The 17068-nt window shown below is 54.4% G+C and carries 16 protein-coding genes; 6 read left to right on the top strand and 10 right to left on the bottom strand.

The window, feature by feature from the left end; all coding sequences use genetic code 11:
- Positions 1-19: 19 nt before the first annotated feature.
- A complete protein-coding gene (locus BJ887_RS03555) occupies positions 20-592 on the top strand; it encodes a DedA family protein (RefSeq protein ID WP_121339276.1) in 573 nt (190 codons plus the stop codon).
- A 42-nt stretch (positions 593-634) separates the two neighbouring features.
- Here the strand turns inward: BJ887_RS03555 and BJ887_RS03550 are convergent, their stop codons facing one another.
- The 3 genes from BJ887_RS03550 to dusC all read right to left on the bottom strand — a co-directional run bounded on the left by BJ887_RS03550 (position 635) and on the right by dusC (position 4113).
- Complete coding sequence (locus BJ887_RS03550) at positions 635-1399, bottom strand: SDR family oxidoreductase (RefSeq protein ID WP_020883205.1); 765 nt, start codon at positions 1397-1399, stop codon at positions 635-637.
- Positions 1400-1449: 50 nt separating this feature from the next.
- A complete protein-coding gene (gene mdtQ / locus BJ887_RS03545) occupies positions 1450-2859 on the bottom strand; it encodes a multidrug resistance outer membrane protein MdtQ (RefSeq protein WP_121339274.1) in 1410 nt (469 codons plus the stop codon).
- A gap of 321 nt (positions 2860-3180) precedes the next feature.
- A complete protein-coding gene (dusC, locus tag BJ887_RS03535; RefSeq protein ID WP_047742911.1) occupies positions 3181-4113 on the bottom strand; it encodes a tRNA dihydrouridine(16) synthase DusC in 933 nt (310 codons plus the stop codon).
- A gap of 194 nt (positions 4114-4307) precedes the next feature.
- Here dusC and BJ887_RS03530 point away from each other — a divergent pair, with 194 nt between their 5' ends.
- The 5 genes from BJ887_RS03530 (at position 4308) to BJ887_RS03510 (ending at position 8769) form a co-directional block, all read left to right on the top strand.
- Positions 4308-4706: a CidA/LrgA family protein gene (locus BJ887_RS03530; protein WP_020883202.1), complete on the top strand. Its 399-nt coding sequence runs from the start codon at positions 4308-4310 to the stop codon at positions 4704-4706.
- Positions 4703-5398, top strand: coding sequence for a CidB/LrgB family autolysis modulator (locus BJ887_RS03525; RefSeq protein WP_014170901.1), 696 nt, complete (start codon positions 4703-4705; stop codon positions 5396-5398). The genes BJ887_RS03530 and BJ887_RS03525 overlap by 4 nt, the downstream gene beginning before the upstream one ends.
- Before the next feature lie 129 nt (positions 5399-5527).
- Complete coding sequence (cdd, locus tag BJ887_RS03520; RefSeq protein ID WP_121339272.1) at positions 5528-6412, top strand: cytidine deaminase; 885 nt, start codon at positions 5528-5530, stop codon at positions 6410-6412.
- Between the two features lie 127 nt (positions 6413-6539).
- On the top strand, positions 6540-7259 hold the full coding sequence (gene sanA, locus BJ887_RS03515) for an outer membrane permeability protein SanA (RefSeq protein WP_014170903.1): 720 nt from the start codon (positions 6540-6542) through the stop codon (positions 7257-7259).
- 121 nt (positions 7260-7380) lie between these two features.
- Complete coding sequence (locus BJ887_RS03510) at positions 7381-8769, top strand: glutamine synthetase family protein (protein WP_121339270.1); 1389 nt, start codon at positions 7381-7383, stop codon at positions 8767-8769.
- Between the two features lie 49 nt (positions 8770-8818).
- On the opposite strand, the gene mglC is transcribed toward BJ887_RS03510, so the two are convergent.
- The 7 genes from mglC to BJ887_RS03475 form a co-directional block, all read right to left on the bottom strand.
- Positions 8819-9829 carry a galactose/methyl galactoside ABC transporter permease MglC gene (mglC, locus tag BJ887_RS03505; protein WP_014170905.1) on the bottom strand — a complete coding sequence of 337 codons (1011 nt, stop codon included), beginning with the start codon at positions 9827-9829 and terminating at the stop codon, positions 8819-8821.
- Between the two features lie 15 nt (positions 9830-9844).
- Positions 9845-11365: a galactose/methyl galactoside ABC transporter ATP-binding protein MglA gene (mglA, locus tag BJ887_RS03500; protein ID WP_020883197.1), complete on the bottom strand. Its 1521-nt coding sequence runs from the start codon at positions 11363-11365 to the stop codon at positions 9845-9847.
- A 79-nt stretch (positions 11366-11444) separates the two neighbouring features.
- Entirely contained in the window at positions 11445-12443 is a 999-nt protein-coding gene (mglB, locus tag BJ887_RS03495; RefSeq protein ID WP_014170907.1) for a galactose/glucose ABC transporter substrate-binding protein MglB, read from the bottom strand.
- Between the two features lie 295 nt (positions 12444-12738).
- Positions 12739-13761, bottom strand: a complete 1023-nt coding sequence (gene galS / locus BJ887_RS03490; protein ID WP_020883196.1) for an HTH-type transcriptional regulator GalS — start codon at positions 13759-13761, stop codon at positions 12739-12741.
- A gap of 155 nt (positions 13762-13916) precedes the next feature.
- Entirely contained in the window at positions 13917-15074 is a 1158-nt protein-coding gene (gene yeiB, locus BJ887_RS03485; protein ID WP_014170909.1) for a DUF418 domain-containing protein YeiB, read from the bottom strand.
- Between the two features lie 18 nt (positions 15075-15092).
- Positions 15093-15761 carry a GTP cyclohydrolase I FolE gene (gene folE, locus BJ887_RS03480; protein ID WP_020883194.1) on the bottom strand — a complete coding sequence of 223 codons (669 nt, stop codon included), beginning with the start codon at positions 15759-15761 and terminating at the stop codon, positions 15093-15095.
- Positions 15762-15863: 102 nt separating this feature from the next.
- Positions 15864-17012, bottom strand: a complete 1149-nt coding sequence (locus BJ887_RS03475; RefSeq protein WP_121339268.1) for a YbfB/YjiJ family MFS transporter — start codon at positions 17010-17012, stop codon at positions 15864-15866.
- Positions 17013-17068: the final 56 nt, after the last annotated feature.

Raw genomic sequence — 17068 nt, 5'->3', positions numbered from 1 at the left:
GGGAGATGACATTGACGTAATGGATATCAACAGTCTTATTGAACACTATGGATACGCTGCACTGGTCGTTGGCAGCGTGGCGGAAGGAGAAACCATCACGCTGCTCGGCGGGGTGGCCGCGCATCAGGGGTTACTCAAATTCCCACTCGTTGTTGCCGCAGTCGCACTCGGCGGGATGATTGGCGATCAACTGCTCTACTTTCTGGGACTGCGCTTTGGCCCCACGCTTTTGAAGCGCTTTTCAAAGCACCGCAAGAAAATTCACCGTGCCCAACGGCTTATCCAGCGTCACCCTTACCTGTTCGTGATTGGCACCCGTTTTATGTACGGCTTTCGGATTATCGGCCCAATACTGATTGGCGCCAGCCATTTACCGCCGAAAATTTTCCTGCCGCTGAACATTCTTGGCGCGATTGCCTGGGCCCTGATCTTTACCACGCTCGGTTATGTGGGTGGAGAAGTGATTGGTCCGTGGCTGCATAATGTTGACCAGCATCTGAAGCACTGGGCATGGGTTATCCTGATTGTCGTGGCGGTAATTGCGGTCCGGCTGTGGCTGAAGCATCGGGAAAAGACGCGGGATGAAGAGTAAGTGCAATGGCGCCCTCTCGCACAAAGAGAGGGCGAAAAGTTTCTACCCGGCGGGCTTAAATTGCGGATTCGCCAGCATAAAACCGCCGTCGACAATAAATGATTGCCCGGTAGCATAGCTGGCGTCACCGTCACACAGCCACGCCACCAGGCTGGCAATCTCTTTGGTATGCCCCGGCCGCGCGAGCGGGATCGCGGGCATCGAACCGGCCTTCACTTCACTGTCGTCCATGTCATTCATTGGCGTGGCAATGGCACCTGGCGCAACGGCGTTCACCAGGATGTTATGCTCGACCAGCTCCAGCGCCATGGATTTGGTTAATCCGCCCAGGGCATGCTTGGCCGCCGTATACGCACTGGCATCCGGTAAAGGCGTGTGTTCATGCACCGAGGTAATGTTCACAATTCTCCCCCCCTCTCCCTGCTTCACCATCTGACGCGCAGCGATCTGCGAACAGAGAAACGCGCCATCCACGTCAACGGTAAAAATCCCCCGCCACTCCTCAAACGGCATGTCGAGAAACGGCGCTTTGGTCATCGCCCCGGCATTGTTGACCAGCACGTCCAGCCGACCAAAGCGCGTAATTAACGTTTCAATGGCCTGCGCGCCCTGCGGGAGAGTGCTTAAATCAAGTTGAACCGCCTCTGCACGCCGCCCCTTCGCCTCGACTTCGCGGCAGGTTTCCAGCGCACCTTTTTCGTCAGAATGCCAGGTGACGCCGATATCAAACCCTCGTTCAGCCAGCATCAGGGCCGTGGTTTTCCCAATTCCGGAATCCGATGCGGTAACAATCGCGACTTTGGTCATACTCACCTCCAGAAAAGCTGCAAAGAGGTAAGTATAGATAATCGCGCTTTTTAGCCCTGATGATAGCCGCCCCCCAGCGCCGAGGTCAGCTGCAGCGTGGCGTCAACGTACTGGCCTTTGAGCATCACCCCGGTGAGCTGCTCCCTGAGGGCCGGTATTCTGGCCTCACTCACGCGGGAGCCGGCGATAATGCCGGCGCGAAAGCGGGCCTGAGCCAGTGCAACAACGCGTGCAGCCTCTTTTTCGACACGCTGCTGGTGCTGGTTTTTGGCGGTCAGTGTTTCGACTTCGCTGGCCGTGCGCGCCACCTGATTCACCGCATCCACCACCGCTTTGTTATAACGTGCGACGGAGAGATTGTTCTGCGCCTGGGCAATATCCAGCTCGGCGTTTAGCCTGCCGCTGTCGAAAATGGGCAACGTCAGCCCGGCGGTGACGCCCATCTGCTGCGCAGAAGAGCGGAACAAATCGCTCAGATGCAGGGCATCCTGCTGTAAGAAAGCCATCAGATTCACATCGGGATAGAAGGCTGCTCTGGCGGCCTCAACATCACTCATGGAGGCCTCGATATACCAGCGAGCCTCCTGCAAATCCGGTCGACGTGCCAGCAGTTCATACCCCAGCGTGGCCGGGAGCGAGGCTTCTACTGTGGGTAAGGCGTGGTGTGTAAGCGTCACTGAGGAGGTGTTCGTCAGGGCGCTCAGACGCGCCTCAATGGCTTTCATTTTTCCGTTCACTTCTGCCAGCTGCTCGTCAGTTTTGCTGGCGTTGATGTCGGTCTCGACGCCCTCTACGGAAGAGGTGATCCCATGCTGATACAGTTCGCGGTCGGCTGCAATAATCGTGTCCTGCTGGTGTTTAATCTCCGTGAGGACATCCCCCACCGCGGCCTGGGTTTGCCACGCCCAGTAAAGACGTGCAACGCTGCTGGCAAGCAGTTGCCGGGTTTGCTCAAGCTCCGCTTTTTGCGCCTTTACCCGGCCAATTCGGGCTTCAACCCGTGCACGATTTTTCCCCCACAAATCGAGATCCCAGCCCGCGCTCAGACCAAAAGTACCGTTGGTGTACCACGGTCCGGTGGTTCCCGCCGCCGGATCGGTTATCGCAAAGGGCCCCATCAACCCTTCGGCCGACATTTTTTGCCGTTCAGCATCCGCTGAGAAATCAATTTCCGGCCCCCCGGCGGCCAGGGTGGCTTTTGCCTGCGCTTCCGCCAGCGTGATGCGCTGACGGGCAATTTGCATATCCGGCGCATCGTTCAGCGCCTTCGCAATCAGCGAATTGAGTTCAGGATCGTTATACGTTTTCCACCATGCATCTTTCGGCCACGCGGTATGGCTCAGCGTAGTATTCACCGCAGCCGTTGTTGATTGCATATTTACAGGGGAAACCGAGGCATGTTCCGGCGCGCAGGCCACCAGAAAAAAAACCAGGGGAATACTCAGAGATAAAGGTTTCATTACGCCATTCACGCGAAAAATAAAGGCGCAACTTACGCCAGACGTCGCTCTTTTTTTTAGTAACGCGTGGCAACCCGCAATTTGTCATACATTTTCATACTCGGAAAATTATTCATCATAAGAATGAATTAAATGAGTGAATTCATCTTCATTATAAATTCACTGCTACACTTACTTTCGACAAACAGACGCAGGAGAAGCGAATGAAAATATTACTGTGGGTTATTTTAATTATATTTCTGATAGGGCTGCTGGTGGTAACCGGTGTATTCAAGATGATTTTCTGATTTCATTGCCCGGCTCAGCGCCGGGCACATTCCGTTACCTGGACTGAATCACCCGTGCAATATCAGCGGAAGTCTGCAGCGTGCGGATCTCCTGAAATAACCCCAGCGCTTCACTGTACTCTTTGCGTAAATAACTGAGCCACTGCTTAATTCGCGCGACATGATATAACCCGGTATCACCCTGTTTTTCGAGGCGGCTGTATTTTTGCAGCAGCGTGACCACATCAGCCCACGGCATACGTGGTTCGTTATATTTAATCACCCGGCTGAGGTTTGGTACGTTAAGCGCGCCGCGGCCAATCATCACCGCATCGCAGCCAGTCTCTTTCAGGCACGCCTGCGCGCTTTCGTAATCCCAGATTTCCCCGTTGGCAATAACGGGAATGGTGAGTCTTTTGCGGATCTCGCCAATCGCCTGCCAGTTAATACGTTCGGCTTTATAGCCATCTTCTTTGGTGCGGCCATGCACCACCAGCTCAGTGGCCCCGGCCTGCTGCACGGCATCGGCAATCTCAAATTGCCGCGCGTCGCTGTCCCATCCCAGACGCACCTTTACCGTCACCGGCAGATGCGACGGTACAGCCTCACGCATGGCTTTTGCGCCACGGTAAATCAGCTCCGGATCTTTCAGCAAGGTGGCGCCGCCGCCGCTGCCATTCACCAGTTTTGATGGGCAACCGCAGTTGAGGTCAACCCCAAAGGAACCAAGCTCTACGGCACGAGCCGCGTTCTCCGCCAGCCATTCGGGATACTGACCCAGTAGCTGAATGCGCACCAGCGTGCCGGAAGAGGTGCGGCTCTGATGATGCAGTTCCGGGCAAAGGCGATAGAATGATTTTACTGGCAACAACATATCGACCACGCGCAAAAACTCCGTCACGCAGAGATCGTAGTCGTTCACCTCGGTCAGAAGCTCGCGCACGAGAGAGTCGAGCACGCCTTCCATTGGGGCCAGTAAAACACGCATAGCAGTACCTGTGAAAAAAGACGCGCTATAGTAGCCGCTCTCCCGGCATGAGGAAAGCCCGGCGGTTAACCCGGTGAGGTTATACCAGACGTTCCATTTCGGAATGTCTGGTATGCTCAAAATTCATGATGTGATCCGTGGCACATTTTTAGGTTTAATTGTATGATGAATGCGTTTCATCAAGGACTTTCACCATGAGAAAATCATTGAACATTATCTGGCAATATCTTCGCGCATTCGTCCTGATTTACGCCTGCCTGTATGCCGGAATCTTTATCGCATCCCTGCTTCCCATCACCATTCCCGGCAGCATCATCGGAATGTTGATCCTCTTTGTTTTGCTGGCATTGCAAATTCTGCCTGCCAGATGGGTTAACCCTGGCTGCTTTGTCCTTATTCGCTATATGGCGCTGCTGTTCGTGCCTATCGGCGTCGGGGTTATGCAGTATTTTGATTTGCTCCAGGCGCAGTTCGGACCCATTGTGGTCTCCTGCGCGGTCAGTACGCTGGTGGTTTTCCTGGTAGTAAGCTGGAGTTCGCATCTGGTGCATGGCGAACGTAAAGTGGTTGGGCAGAAAGGAACAAAACAATGATGGCCAATATCTGGTGGTCGCTGCCGTTAACGCTGGCAGTGTTCTTCGCCGCACGCAAACTCGCCGCACGTTTCAAAATGCCGTTGCTTAATCCGCTGCTGGTGGCGATGGTGGTGATTATCCCGTTTCTGCTTCTCACCGGCATTCCTTATGAACGCTACTTTGCCGGCAGCAAAATTTTGAACGACCTTCTGCAGCCCGCCGTGGTGGCGCTCGCCTTTCCTTTATATGAGCAATTGCACCAGATCCGCGCCCGCTGGAAATCCATCATTACCATCTGTTTTGTCGGGAGCCTGGTGGCGATGATCACCGGCACCTCGGTGGCGCTGCTGATGGGCGCGTCCCCGCAAATTGCGGCCTCTATTCTGCCTAAGTCGGTCACCACGCCTATTGCGATGGCCGTGGGCGGCAGCCTGGGGGGGATTCCGGCCATCAGCGCCATGTGTGTGATATTCGTGGGGATCCTCGGCGCGGTCTTTGGACATACCCTGCTGAATGCGATGCGTATCCATACCAAAGCGGCACGAGGTCTGGCGATGGGTACCGCGTCGCACGCCCTGGGCACCGCGCGCTGCGCTGAACTGGATTATCAGGAAGGGGCGTTTAGCTCACTCGCACTGGTGATCTGCGGGATTATCACCTCCCTGCTCGCACCGTTTATTTTCCCGCTGATTGTGGCGGTCATGGGTTAAAATTTGCGATGCGTCGCGCAAATTTCATTTTGTTTTCATAAGTTGCATACATAATGAGAAGTGGATCACATATAAAGCCCCAGCGGCTCCGTAAACTACCGATCCATTAACCTTTATGAGGCAAACGCCATGCATCCACGTTTTCAAGCTGCTTTCGCCCAGCTTGCAGAGAATGTGCAATCAGCTCTGGCCCCGATTCTGGCGGATGAGCATTTCCCGGCCCTGCTGACGGCTGAACACGTCACAGTACTGAAAGAAGCCACAGGGCTGGACGACGACGCGCTGGCCTTCGCGCTGCTGCCGCTGGCGGCGGCCTGCGCCCGCGCCGACCTCTCTCATTTCAACGTCGGTGCGATTGCACGCGGCGTAAGCGGAACCTGGTACTTCGGTGGCAACATGGAGTTCCTCGGCGCGACCATGCAGCAGACCGTTCACGCGGAACAAAGCGCCATCAGCCACGCCTGGCTGCGCGGTGAACAAGCGCTGAGCGCCATTACCGTTAACTACACCCCTTGCGGCCACTGCCGCCAGTTCATGAACGAGCTGAACAGCGGGCTGGAGTTACGCATCAATCTGCCAGGCCGTGCGCCACATACCCTCGGGGATTACCTGCCTGACGCGTTTGGTCCGAAAGATCTCGACATCAAAACGCTGCTGATGGATGAACAGGATCACGGTTTTGCCCTTTCCGGCGATGCGCTGAGCGAAGCCGCGATTCGTGCGGCGAACAAGAGCCACACGCCATACAGTCACTCCCCAAGCGGTGTGGCGCTGCAGTGTCGTGATGGTCGCATCTTCACCGGAAGCTATGCCGAAAACGCCGCCTTTAACCCGACGCTGCCACCGCTTCAGGGCGCCCTGAATTTGCTGAGCCTCAATGGCTATGACTACCCGGACATTCAGCGCGCTATTCTGGCAGAGAAAGCCGACGCGCCGTTGATCCAGTGGGATGCCACCGCCGCAACGCTGAAAGCGCTCGGCTGCTCAACCATTGACCGTGTTTTGCTTGCGTAATGCCTCCGGCGGGCAGAAATGCCCGCCGCTTTGCTGAAAAACCCCTCAGTTGATTCGCTGTTTCTTGCGCTAACCAGGCGGGTAAAGTAGCCTGAGTTAAATTTCACCTTCGGTACGAGCCATCTGCATGTTAAAGCGCGCTTTTTACAGCCTGTCTGTCCTGGTCGGCATACTGCTGTTGATCGTGCTGGGTCTTGATCGCTGGATGAGCTGGAAAACGGCTCCGTATATCTTTGACGACCTGCAGGACCTGCCCTATCGTCAGGTCGGCGTTGTGCTGGGTACCGCCAAGTATTACCGCACCGGGGTGATTAATCAGTATTACCGTTACCGCATTCAGGGCGCGCTGAACGCGTATAACAGCGGCAAAGTGAATTACCTGCTGCTGAGCGGCGATAATGCGCTGCAAAGCTATAACGAACCGGTCACCATGCGCAAAGACCTGATTGCCGCTGGCGTCGATCCGGCCGATATCGTGCTCGACTACGCCGGGTTCCGCACTCTGGATTCCATCGTGCGTACGCGCAAGGTGTTCGATACCAACGATTTCATCATCATCACCCAACGCTTCCACTGCGAACGGGCGCTGTTTATCGCACTGCATATGGGTATCCAGGCGCAGTGCTACGCCGTGCCGTCGCCTAAAGATATGCTGAGCGTCCGCGTACGTGAGTTTGGCGCGCGTTTTGGCGCTCTGGCCGATCTGTACATCTTCAAACGTGAACCGCGCTTTTTAGGCCCGCTGGTACCCATTCCGGCGATGCATGAAGTGCCGGAAGATGCGCAGGGCTACCCGGCCGTCACGCCAGAACAACTGCTTGATATGCAGAAAAAAGAGAAAAAATAGCCTCGCCTTTATACTTTCTTTATACCGGGCGTAACGCTTTTTATCCCGCCTTTACGCCGCCCCTTTTAAGCTGAGTTCACTGCCGCTACGGCTTCATTGAAGAATGACTATGAACTCAATAATGAATGCGTTTTTCCTGAAAAATATCCGCCCCTATTTTAACTTCCCGGGTTTATCACTCCCGACGGCGCTCAACGCTGGCCTCTGGCTTGATGACAAACTTGATGCCATGCAGCACAACGTCTCGCTGGAAGTGGCGGATTACCTGGAACGTTACCCGCAGACAAAACATATTGACGTTTACCTGAACGATATCAATGGCATTATGCGCGGCAAGCGGCTCTCGGTGGAAAGCATGCTACATCTGGAAAAAGGCTGTTACTTCCCCCTCTCCGTCTACTCCATGGACCATAAAGGCAAAATAGCCGCCCCGCTTGATGATGAGCCCGACCGGCTCTGCGTTCCCGTCGGCGGTTCCCTGCGCCCCTGTTCGCAAGACCCTCAGCACAACGCGCAGATCCTGCTGACCATGAAAGAGAGCGACGGCAAACCGTGCCCGCTTGAGCCAAGGGTGATATTGCAAAACGTTCTGGCTCGTTTCCATCAGCACGGGCTCTTCCCGGTGATTGCCCCGGAAATTGAGTTTTACCTGACCGGACGCGGCACGCAGGATCCACAAAATCAGGGCTGCTTTCATATGGATACCTCAACGGCACACGCGGCGCTGTTTGACGAGCTGGAGCAGCTGGCGCACCTGCAGCGTATCCCCCTGACCGGGATCGTGGCCGAGGCCGAATCTGGCCAGTTCGAGTTAAACCTGAAGCATAGCCATCGCGTCGTTGAAGTCTGCGATAACGTGCTGGCCCTGCGACGCCTGACCCGCTACGTTGCGGAGAAACAGGGTCTGCAGGCCAACTTTATGGCCAAACCGTTCAGCCAGCAGTCCGGCAGCGGTTTGCACTTCCATTTCAGCCTGAACGATATTCATGGCGAAAACGTATTCGCGTCTCCGGTGGAAGCGCTGAACAGCATGATGCGCCTCTGCATCGCTGGCCAGCTGGCGCTGATGCCCGCCTCCATCGCCATTCTCGCCCCTGGCGTTAACGCATTCCGCCGCCTGCGTAAAAACCTCACGGAACCGCTATTTAACTCCTGGGGCTATAACACCCGCTCCGCCGCGCTGCGTATTCCCTGCTCTGATGACCATAACCGGCGTATTGAGTACCGGCTGGCCGGGGCTGATGCAAACCCGTATCTGGTGGTGGCAACGCTTCTGAGCGGAATGCTGTACGGGCTGGAAAATTTTGACGAGCATGATTTACCTGAACCTCAGCAGGACGGGCCGGATCTGCCGCTGTTTCAGCAGGAGGCGATCGAGACATTTGCACGCTGTCAGTATCTTACCGACAGCCTGGGAGAGGCTTTTTCTCAACAGTGGGTTGCCTGCAAACTCTCCGAGCTCGACTGGTTCGAGAGCATCGTCACCCGGGAGGAGTCGAGTCTGGCATGAAGCACAAAAAAGCCCGCTCGATGAGCGGGCCAGGTAATGCCAGAGGCGATTATTTTTTACGCGCGTATTTGAGTGAATCCAGGGCGACCGCAAAGATGATGATGCCGCCTTTGATGATGTACTGCCAGTATGGGTTCACGCCGATGTAGGTCAGACCGTAGTTGATTACGGTAAAGATGATGACACCGGTTACCACGCCGAACACGGTACCCACGCCGCCGCTAAAGGAGACGCCGCCGACCACACAGGCTGCGATCGCATCCAGTTCGTACATGAAGCCCAGGTTGTTCGTTGCAGAGCCGATACGGCCCGCTTCCAGCATCCCACCAAAGGCGTAGAACACACCTGACAGGGCATAGATCATCAGCAGGTTCAGGGCAACGTTGACGCCGGACACTTTCGCCGCTTCCGGGTTACCGCCGATAGCGAAGATGTTTTTACCGAAGCGGGTTTTGTTCCACAGGATCCAGACAAAAGCGACGGCAATCAGGGCGTAGAAGGTAATGTACGACAGGCGGAAACTGCCCAGCGCGATAAACCCTTGCGTAAAGGTCGAGAACCCGCTGTCGAAGCCAGAGATTGGCGACGCCCCCACGAAGTCGTAGTACAGGGAGTTGATACCGTAAACGATGATCATCGTACCTAAGGTGGTGATAAATGGCGTCACGTTCAGGTAAGCGATAATGATGCCGTTAATCAGACCAATCACTGCGCCGATCGCACAGACAATCAGGATCACCACGAAAATGGGCATGGTCGCCATTTCCGGGAACACCTTGTTGGCGTTTTCCATCGACTGCAGCAGCGTTGCCGCGATAACCGCCGCGAGGCCAACCTGACGTCCCGCTGACAGGTCAGTCCCCTGCGTCACGATAAGTCCCGCCACGCCCAGCGCGATAATAATGCGCACGGAGGACTGGGTCAGGATGTTACTGAGGTTCAACAGGCTTAAGAACGTAGGGTCCTGGAAAATGATGATAGCCAGCAGTACTAAAAGAACAACGTAAATACCGCCTTCTTTCAGGTAAGTGAGAAAACTTTTTTTATTTAACGCACTCATGAGGAGCCCCTGATCTTAAAGGTGCAAAGACGCAAGACGCAAAATTTCGTTTTGCGTTGTCGTTTTGGTGTCAACAATACCGGCAACGAGACCATTGCTCATAACCAGAATACGATCTGTGATCCCTAACAATTCCGGCATTTCGGAAGAAATAATAATGATCCCTTTATTCTTTTTCGCCAGCTCGGCAATCAGCTGATAAATCTCAAACTTCGCGCCGACGTCAATACCGCGGGTCGGTTCATCCAGCATCAGGATTTCTGGCTGGGTTAATAACCAACGGCCAATAATGACCTTCTGCTGGTTACCGCCTGACAGCGAACCAATTTGCGTGCGGTGACCTGGCGTTTTGACGCGCATGGAGTCAATCACCCACTGGGTATCGCTCTTCATGCGGGAGTTATCCAGCAGCCCGACTTTGTTTTTATAGTTGCGAATATTGGAAATTAACGAGTTAAAGTTAATATCCAGATACGCATAAATACCGGTCGAACGACGCTCTTCCGTGACCAGCGCAAAACCATTATTAATGGCTTCGTTAGCGCTGTGGTTATTGATTTTCTTACCGTGCAGCGTGATGGTGCCCGCGGCTTTCTCACGAATACCGAACAGGGTTTCGACAATATCAGTACGTTTTGCCCCAACCAGACCTGCGATACCGAGAATTTCGCCCTTATGCAGGTCAAAAGAGACGTCGCGAATAGACGGCTGACGCAGCGAGGTGAGATTGCGAACCTCAAGGATCACTTCACCCGGCTTGTTCTCTTTGTCCGGGAAGCGCTGGTTCAGAGAGCGCCCCACCATCATGGCGATGATCTTGTCCATATCCAGCCCTTCGAGAGGCTGGGTGGCAATCCACTGGCCGTCGCGCAGGATGGTAATCTCATCACACAGCTGGAAGATCTCTTCCATTTTATGAGAGATATAAACAATGCCGCAGCCGCGGTCTTTGAGCTTACGAATAATGGTAAAAAGGTGGTTAACCTCTTTTTCCGTTAATGACGATGTCGGTTCGTCCATGATGACGATTTTCGCATCATAGGAGAACGCTTTGGCAATTTCGATCATCTGCATTTGGGACACGGATAACGTTCCCACGCGGGCGCGCGGATCGATATCAATATCCAGTTCATCGAAAATCGCTTTGGTGTCGCGATACATTTTATCCTGATCGACAAAGACACCTTTGGTCGGATAACGGCCCAACCACATGTTATCCATAACAGAACGCTGCAGCACCAGGTTTAATTCCTGGTGAACCATTGAGATACCGTTTTCCAGTGCTTCTTTTGCTGAATGGAAATCGATCTCTTTCCCCTGAAAAAGAATGCTGCCAGAATCTTTTTGATAGATCCCAAAAAGACATTTTAATAATGTTGATTTACCTGCGCCGTTCTCACCCATTAATGCGTGAATAGAGTGAGGACGAACTTTTAAATTAACATTATCGAGTGCCTTAACCCCGGGAAATGACTTGTTGATAGCGCTCATTTCCAACAAGTATTCACCAGATGACTGAGTATTTGTGCTGACCATAATTATACCTTGTTGGCCTCGCATATCGCGTTATAAAAGGGCGCAACAAGTTGCGCCCAGTGAAGACAATTCAAATAACTTATTTACCGATAAACTCAGCCAGGTTGGACTGGTCTACGCCGACGTAAGGTACGCGAACGATTTTGTTTTCAATTTTCCAGGTCGTACCGTCTGCCGCACCTTTGCCATCGGCCAGGTTTTTCGCCAGATCGAAGGTTGCTTTCGCCTGGTTGTTGGCATCGTTCAGCACGGTACCGGCCATTGCACCGGATTTCACCAGGGCCAGAGCTTCTGGCAGTGCATCCACACCGAACACAGGAATGGCTGATTTGTTGTGCGCTTTCAGCGCTTCTACCGCACCCATAGCCATCGCATCGTTGTTGGCAATTACCACTTCGATTTTGTTAGCGTTCGGGCCGGACAGCCACGCGTCCATCTTATCTTTCGCCTGAGCGGTATCCCACATCGCGGTATCTAATGCCAGCTGCTGGGTTTTCAGGCCCTTATCATTCAGCTCTTTGATAACGTAAGTGGTACGGGCTTCAGCATCCGGATGGCCTGGTTCGCCTTTCAGCAGCACGAACTGGATCTGGCCGTCTTTGTTCAGGTCCCAGTTCGGGTTCGCCGCCCAGTGTTTAGCGATCAGATCGCCCTGAATAATGCCGGACTCTTTGGAGTCAGTACCGACGTAAAACGCTTTGTCATAGCTGTCCAGCGCTTTACGGGAAGGTTCTTTGTTGAAGAAGACAATCGGCACATTCTGGCCGCGCGCTTTTTCAATGACCGTGCCTGCCGCAGCGGGGTCAACCAGGTTGATGGCCAGTGCCTTCACGCCTTTTGCCAGCAGAACGTCGATCTGGTCGTTCTGTTTGGACTGGTCGTTCTGGGAGTCATTCATCAGCAGCTGAACATCTGGCGCTGCTTTAGCATCTTTCTCGATAGCTTTACGGACAACAGACATGAAGTTGTCGTCGTATTTATAGATGGTCACACCAATACGGGTATCCGCAGCGTGCGCTGCTGCACCAAAAAGCATGCTTGCCATTACAGCAGACAGGGTCAACACCTTCTTATTCATGGTATCTCCGGTTTTTTTTATGCAGGGTAGTTCTTGTGAATAACGATCGGCAGGCAGGTGTTAATAAAACGTTACTGACAGCCGAAGTTCACTTATAAAATTTCTATCTTCCGTGTTCGGTAACGCTCCAGAAATGCGTTTTATTCGTTGTTTGCGGCACATTGGCTATGGTGAAAGTGATTAATCACTGTTACATAGCGTTTCAGCCCCTAAAACGCTGACATCATAGTCAGCGCCTTGTTAAGATACTGTGAATTTACTCACAGATTGAAAACGGTTACATCAGCTGATGTAATCAGTTAGTGATCGGAACCACAATTTGCCGGGCAGCGACAGAATGTCGACGCACTAAAGTCGGCATGAAACAGTGTGTTGCGCCCGGATCCAGCAGCCCTGCCGCCCCCTGTAACGCCAGCTCAGTGGCCAGTTTGGCCATAGAGGCAATGGGGTAACGCACGGTGGTCAGCTGCGGGTCGGTGTAACGGGCAATGGGAATATCATCAAAACCAATCAACGATAAATGCTGTGGCACCGCAATGCCGTTATCCTTCAGCGCAGTCAGCGCCCCGGCCGCCATGTTATCGTTATAGGCAAACACGGCAGACAGCTGCAGATTACGGCCCAGCAACTCCACCATCGCCGCCTCCCCGCCCTGCATATCCGGCGTTCCGGTTCCGACCCAGCTTTCAGACGGCGTAATACCCTGTTCTTTAAGGGCGTTTTGCCAGCCTTCGCGCCGCAGCTCATCATCTTCAATATGATGGCTGGAGGCCAAAAAACCGATCCGCTGATGCCCGTTGTTGATGAGCATTTTGGTGGCCATCATCGCCCCGCTGACGTTATCCAGCCCGACGCAGCGGTGGGCATACCCTGGCACAATACGGTTGATCAGCACCATGCCCGGGATTTGCTCCATAAACCCGGAAATCTCGTCATCGCTTAAGGCTTTTGAGTGCACAATCAGTGCGTTACAACGCTGGCGGATCAGCACTTCAATCGCATGACGCTCTTTTTCAGCCTCGTGATAGCTGTTGCCAATCAGCACGTATTTCTGATGCTGCTGAGCGACAACGTCTACCGCTTTAACCAGCGCACCGAAAAAGGCATCAGAGACATCCATCACCACCACGCCAATGGTATCGCTGACCTGCGTGGCAAGCGCCTGCGCATTGGCATTAGGGCGATAACCCAGCTGGGTCACGGCTTTCATTACGGTTTCGCGGGTGTCAGGGCTGACCAGCGCGCTGTTGTTCAGCACGCGTGAGACGGTAGCCACGGAAACACCCGCCTGACGGGCGACGTCACGAATGGTGATCATATTCACCATCCTTCAAAGGATTGCAGCAACTCACAGACACCCCCTGTGTTTAGCAAGGTGGCTATTTTGGCAGCGAGAGAAAGGGGACTACGTGAAGAAGCTCACACAGATGAAAACGTTTACATCCGTTTTGTTAATGATTGTGATCCAGATCGTTATCTGGATGTATTTCTCAATGATACCCCTGAAGCATGTGCGGTTAACTGACGCCACACCCACTCCAGCGGCCCCTGGCGGAAATAACGTAGCCAGAGAACAGAAAACGCCAGGTTAACCATCCAGACCGGGATAACAAACGCCAGCAGCGAAAGCCGGTCGAATTTCATAAACAGGCCAAACCGATAGAAAAGCGTGGTGCATATCAGCGTCTGCAGAATGTAATTGCTGAGGGCCATACGGCCTACGCAGGCAATGGCACTGACAATCCATGCGCGACACATTTGTGGCCAGAAGCCGTAAATGAGTGCCGCATAGCCAATCGTCTGGAAGGGCGCGCTCAGCTCGCGCGGGACCTGAAGCAGAAACGCACACCAGCGGTAGTTCCAGTGCAGATGCCACTGCATGATCACGGCCGGCAGATTAATCAGCACGCCGAGAAGAATTAACCCGGCTCCCGTCAGGCGATAGTGGCGAAGGGAAAACTCCCCTTTCAGCCAGCCGGTGCGCATCAGTGATGCCCCCATAAGCATCATCCCTGCCAGCTGCCAGCCATACTGCGCCCCCAGCGCCAGCAGGTTATCGCCAAGCATATCCGCACGGTTGCTTATCGCTTCCGTGCCTCCTTTCAGCTTCCAGTACTGCTCGTACTGAAGATTGGCGGCATCGGGGATCCATGAACGGTTTGCCGCATCACCGGAGATTATCCCCAGCAGTAACAGCACGCCAAGGCCCATGACGTAAAGCATCACGCCCGTGTTAAACAGGCTTTTTACGCTGTGCGCATCGCGAATGAGCCGCCAGCAAATCAGCCCGACTAAGCCATAGGCGAGAAGAATGTCGCCATCCCAGAAGAACAGCCCGTGAATAAAGCCGAGGATCACCAGCAATGTCAGACGCGACTGGATCCAGCGCGTGCCGCGCCTGAGCAGTAGCTGCAGGCCCGCGCCAAACAGCAGGGCAAACAGAGTGAGGAATTTGACCTGGGCAAAGAGATCGAGGATGGCCCACGTCCAGGCATCGCTGCGGGTGATGTCGCCATACCACGCAGGATTGAGATACGCCGCCTTCGGCAAGCCGAAGGCGCTGATGTTAAGCAGCAGGATACCGAGAATGGCGACGCCTCGAACAAAATCGAGCGTGACGTTTCGCTCCATGTAGCCTGCCCTGTCAGATTAGTTGTGGTGACGCACGGCGCGCAGAAACTCCTGGCGGGTGTTCTGGCTGGATTTAAACAGACCGCCCAGCGACGTCGTGGTGGTCGCACTGGTGGCATCACGCACGCCGCGCGCTTTCACACAGTAGTGAACGGCGTCGATAGATACTGCCACGTTATTGGTGCCCAGCAGCGTTTGCAGCGCGGTCAGGATCTGCTGCGTCAGACGCTCCTGCACCTGTGGACGCTGAGCAAAGAACTGCACGATGCGGTTGATCTTCGACAGACCAATCACCGTATCTTTAGGAATATAAGCCACGGTCGCTTTACCGTCGATGGTCACGAAGTGGTGTTCGCAGGTACTGGTTAACGTGATATCACGTACCGTTACCATCTCATCCACCTTCATCTTGTTTTCAATGACGGTGATTTTCGGGAAATTGGCGTAATCCAGGCCGGAGAAAATTTCGTCAACGTACATTTTTGCGATACGGTGCGGCGTCTCCATCAGACTGTCGTCGCTCAGATCGAGATTCAGCAGTTGCATGATCTCGGTCATATGCCCAGCAATCAGATGCTTACGGGTTTCATTGTCCAGTTCCTGAACGGGTGGACGCAGTGGCGTTTCAAGACCACGCGCAACCAGAGCTTCATGAACCAGGGCTGCTTCTTTACTGAGTGATGGCATTCTTTTCTCCTGCAGGTGTGGCGTCTTTTGCCCTCGTTGTGGCAAAAGTGTGCGCTCATTGTGCGTGAGGCGGCGCACATAATCCAGTATTCACGACGATAATTATTGCAATTGCTGTTGCCTTTCGGCCTGACGATCCCAGACCAGTGCGCCGCCGATGAACAGCGCGACGCCCGCCAGCCCCAGCGCAGGCTCCAGTCGGTGCGTGAGCCACGTCGACAACGCCGACGTTACCGGGCCAATCAACTGACCGACGGCATAACCGGTAGTAAGCAGTCCCGCCATGTAGCGCGTGTGATCTGGTGCCAGTTCGCGCCCATAAAGTAAAGAGAGCTGAACGGCACACAAGAACCCGCCCCCAACGAGCAAGCCGCCGGTCAGTAACCCGCCAATCCCCGGCAACAGCCAGGCTGCCAGTACGCCGGCCCCCTGCAACCACAATACGATAGCCAGCCTGCGGTTTGAGGTTGAGGTGTGGCGTAAAACGATGCTGAGCGCAATGCCCGCCACGGCGGCAATACCAAATATCGGCCAGACAAACTGGGCAAACAGACTGCCGGGAAAACGCACGGCCGCCATTTGCGATAAAAAGGTCGCCGGAAGGATATAGCCAAACCCGGCCAGGCTGTAGCTCCAGACCAGGCGCTTTAAATTCTTCGTCAGGACGAGCGGTTCCGGTGCGCTGCCCGGCCGGTGAAGTTGACCCGCACGCGGCAGATACCGGGCCACCAGCGCGATAAGCACCAGCGCCAGTACGCCGTAGATTTGCCATGCTGCACCGGCGGAGAGCGCCTTAGCCTGGATATAGACGGCAAGCAGCCCGCTGAGCGCAATACCTGCACCTGGCCCGGCAAATACCGCGGCGCTGAGACCCGGTTTCCCCAGTTGTCCCAGCCGCTCGTTGGTCCAGGCGGCAATCAGCACCATCGACCAGCCGCTCATGCAGCCAATCACAAAGCGCAGCAGGCCATGTAACACGGCGTTATCAGCCGCAGCGGAAAGCAGCGTCAGCGCAACTGCACCAAAAATACCCAACCAAAGGCGTGTTTCAACGAAGCGGTGCGCACGCATTGCATCCCATGCTCCCACCAGATAGCCCAGATAGTTCATCGCCGCCACCAGGCCCGCGCTGGTGAGCGTGAGTTGCCCGGCGGCAATCATTAGCGGCACCTGAGGGGTAAAAGCAAAGCGCCCTATCCCCATCGCTACCACCAGAACCACAAACCCACTGAGCGCGATACGCAGCGCCATGACCGCTCCAATTGTTAAAGAAAAGTTAATTTATGATGCCGCATCTTACCGTCCTG

This window comes from Enterobacter sp. WPR_3_1, assembly GCF_003635055.1.
GTDB lineage: Bacteria > Pseudomonadota > Gammaproteobacteria > Enterobacterales > Enterobacteriaceae > Enterobacter > Enterobacter ludwigii.
This window is presented reverse-complemented; position numbering and strand designations above follow the sequence as displayed.

Bases quoted from the DNA above. Each gene is read 5' to 3' on its own strand.
- BJ887_RS03555 (WP_121339276.1), top strand. From the start codon at position 20: ATGGATATCAACAGTCTTATTGAACACTATGGATACGCTGCACTGGTC.
- BJ887_RS03550 (WP_020883205.1), bottom strand. From the start codon at position 1,399: ATGACCAAAGTCGCGATTGTTACCGCATCGGATTCCGGAATTGGGAAA.
- mdtQ (WP_121339274.1), bottom strand. From the start codon at position 2,859: ATGAAACCTTTATCTCTGAGTATTCCCCTGGTTTTTTTTCTGGTGGCC.
- dusC (WP_047742911.1), bottom strand. From the start codon at position 4,113: ATGCGTGTTTTACTGGCCCCAATGGAAGGCGTGCTCGACTCTCTCGTG.
- BJ887_RS03530 (WP_020883202.1), top strand. From the start codon at position 4,308: ATGAGAAAATCATTGAACATTATCTGGCAATATCTTCGCGCATTCGTC.
- BJ887_RS03525 (WP_014170901.1), top strand. From the start codon at position 4,703: ATGATGGCCAATATCTGGTGGTCGCTGCCGTTAACGCTGGCAGTGTTC.
- cdd (WP_121339272.1), top strand. From the start codon at position 5,528: ATGCATCCACGTTTTCAAGCTGCTTTCGCCCAGCTTGCAGAGAATGTG.
- sanA (WP_014170903.1), top strand. From the start codon at position 6,540: ATGTTAAAGCGCGCTTTTTACAGCCTGTCTGTCCTGGTCGGCATACTG.
- BJ887_RS03510 (WP_121339270.1), top strand. From the start codon at position 7,381: ATGAATGCGTTTTTCCTGAAAAATATCCGCCCCTATTTTAACTTCCCG.
- mglC (WP_014170905.1), bottom strand. From the start codon at position 9,829: ATGAGTGCGTTAAATAAAAAAAGTTTTCTCACTTACCTGAAAGAAGGC.
- mglA (WP_020883197.1), bottom strand. From the start codon at position 11,365: ATGGTCAGCACAAATACTCAGTCATCTGGTGAATACTTGTTGGAAATG.
- mglB (WP_014170907.1), bottom strand. From the start codon at position 12,443: ATGAATAAGAAGGTGTTGACCCTGTCTGCTGTAATGGCAAGCATGCTT.
- galS (WP_020883196.1), bottom strand. From the start codon at position 13,761: ATGATCACCATTCGTGACGTCGCCCGTCAGGCGGGTGTTTCCGTGGCT.
- yeiB (WP_014170909.1), bottom strand. From the start codon at position 15,074: ATGGAGCGAAACGTCACGCTCGATTTTGTTCGAGGCGTCGCCATTCTC.
- folE (WP_020883194.1), bottom strand. From the start codon at position 15,761: ATGCCATCACTCAGTAAAGAAGCAGCCCTGGTTCATGAAGCTCTGGTT.
- BJ887_RS03475 (WP_121339268.1), bottom strand. From the start codon at position 17,012: ATGGCGCTGCGTATCGCGCTCAGTGGGTTTGTGGTTCTGGTGGTAGCG.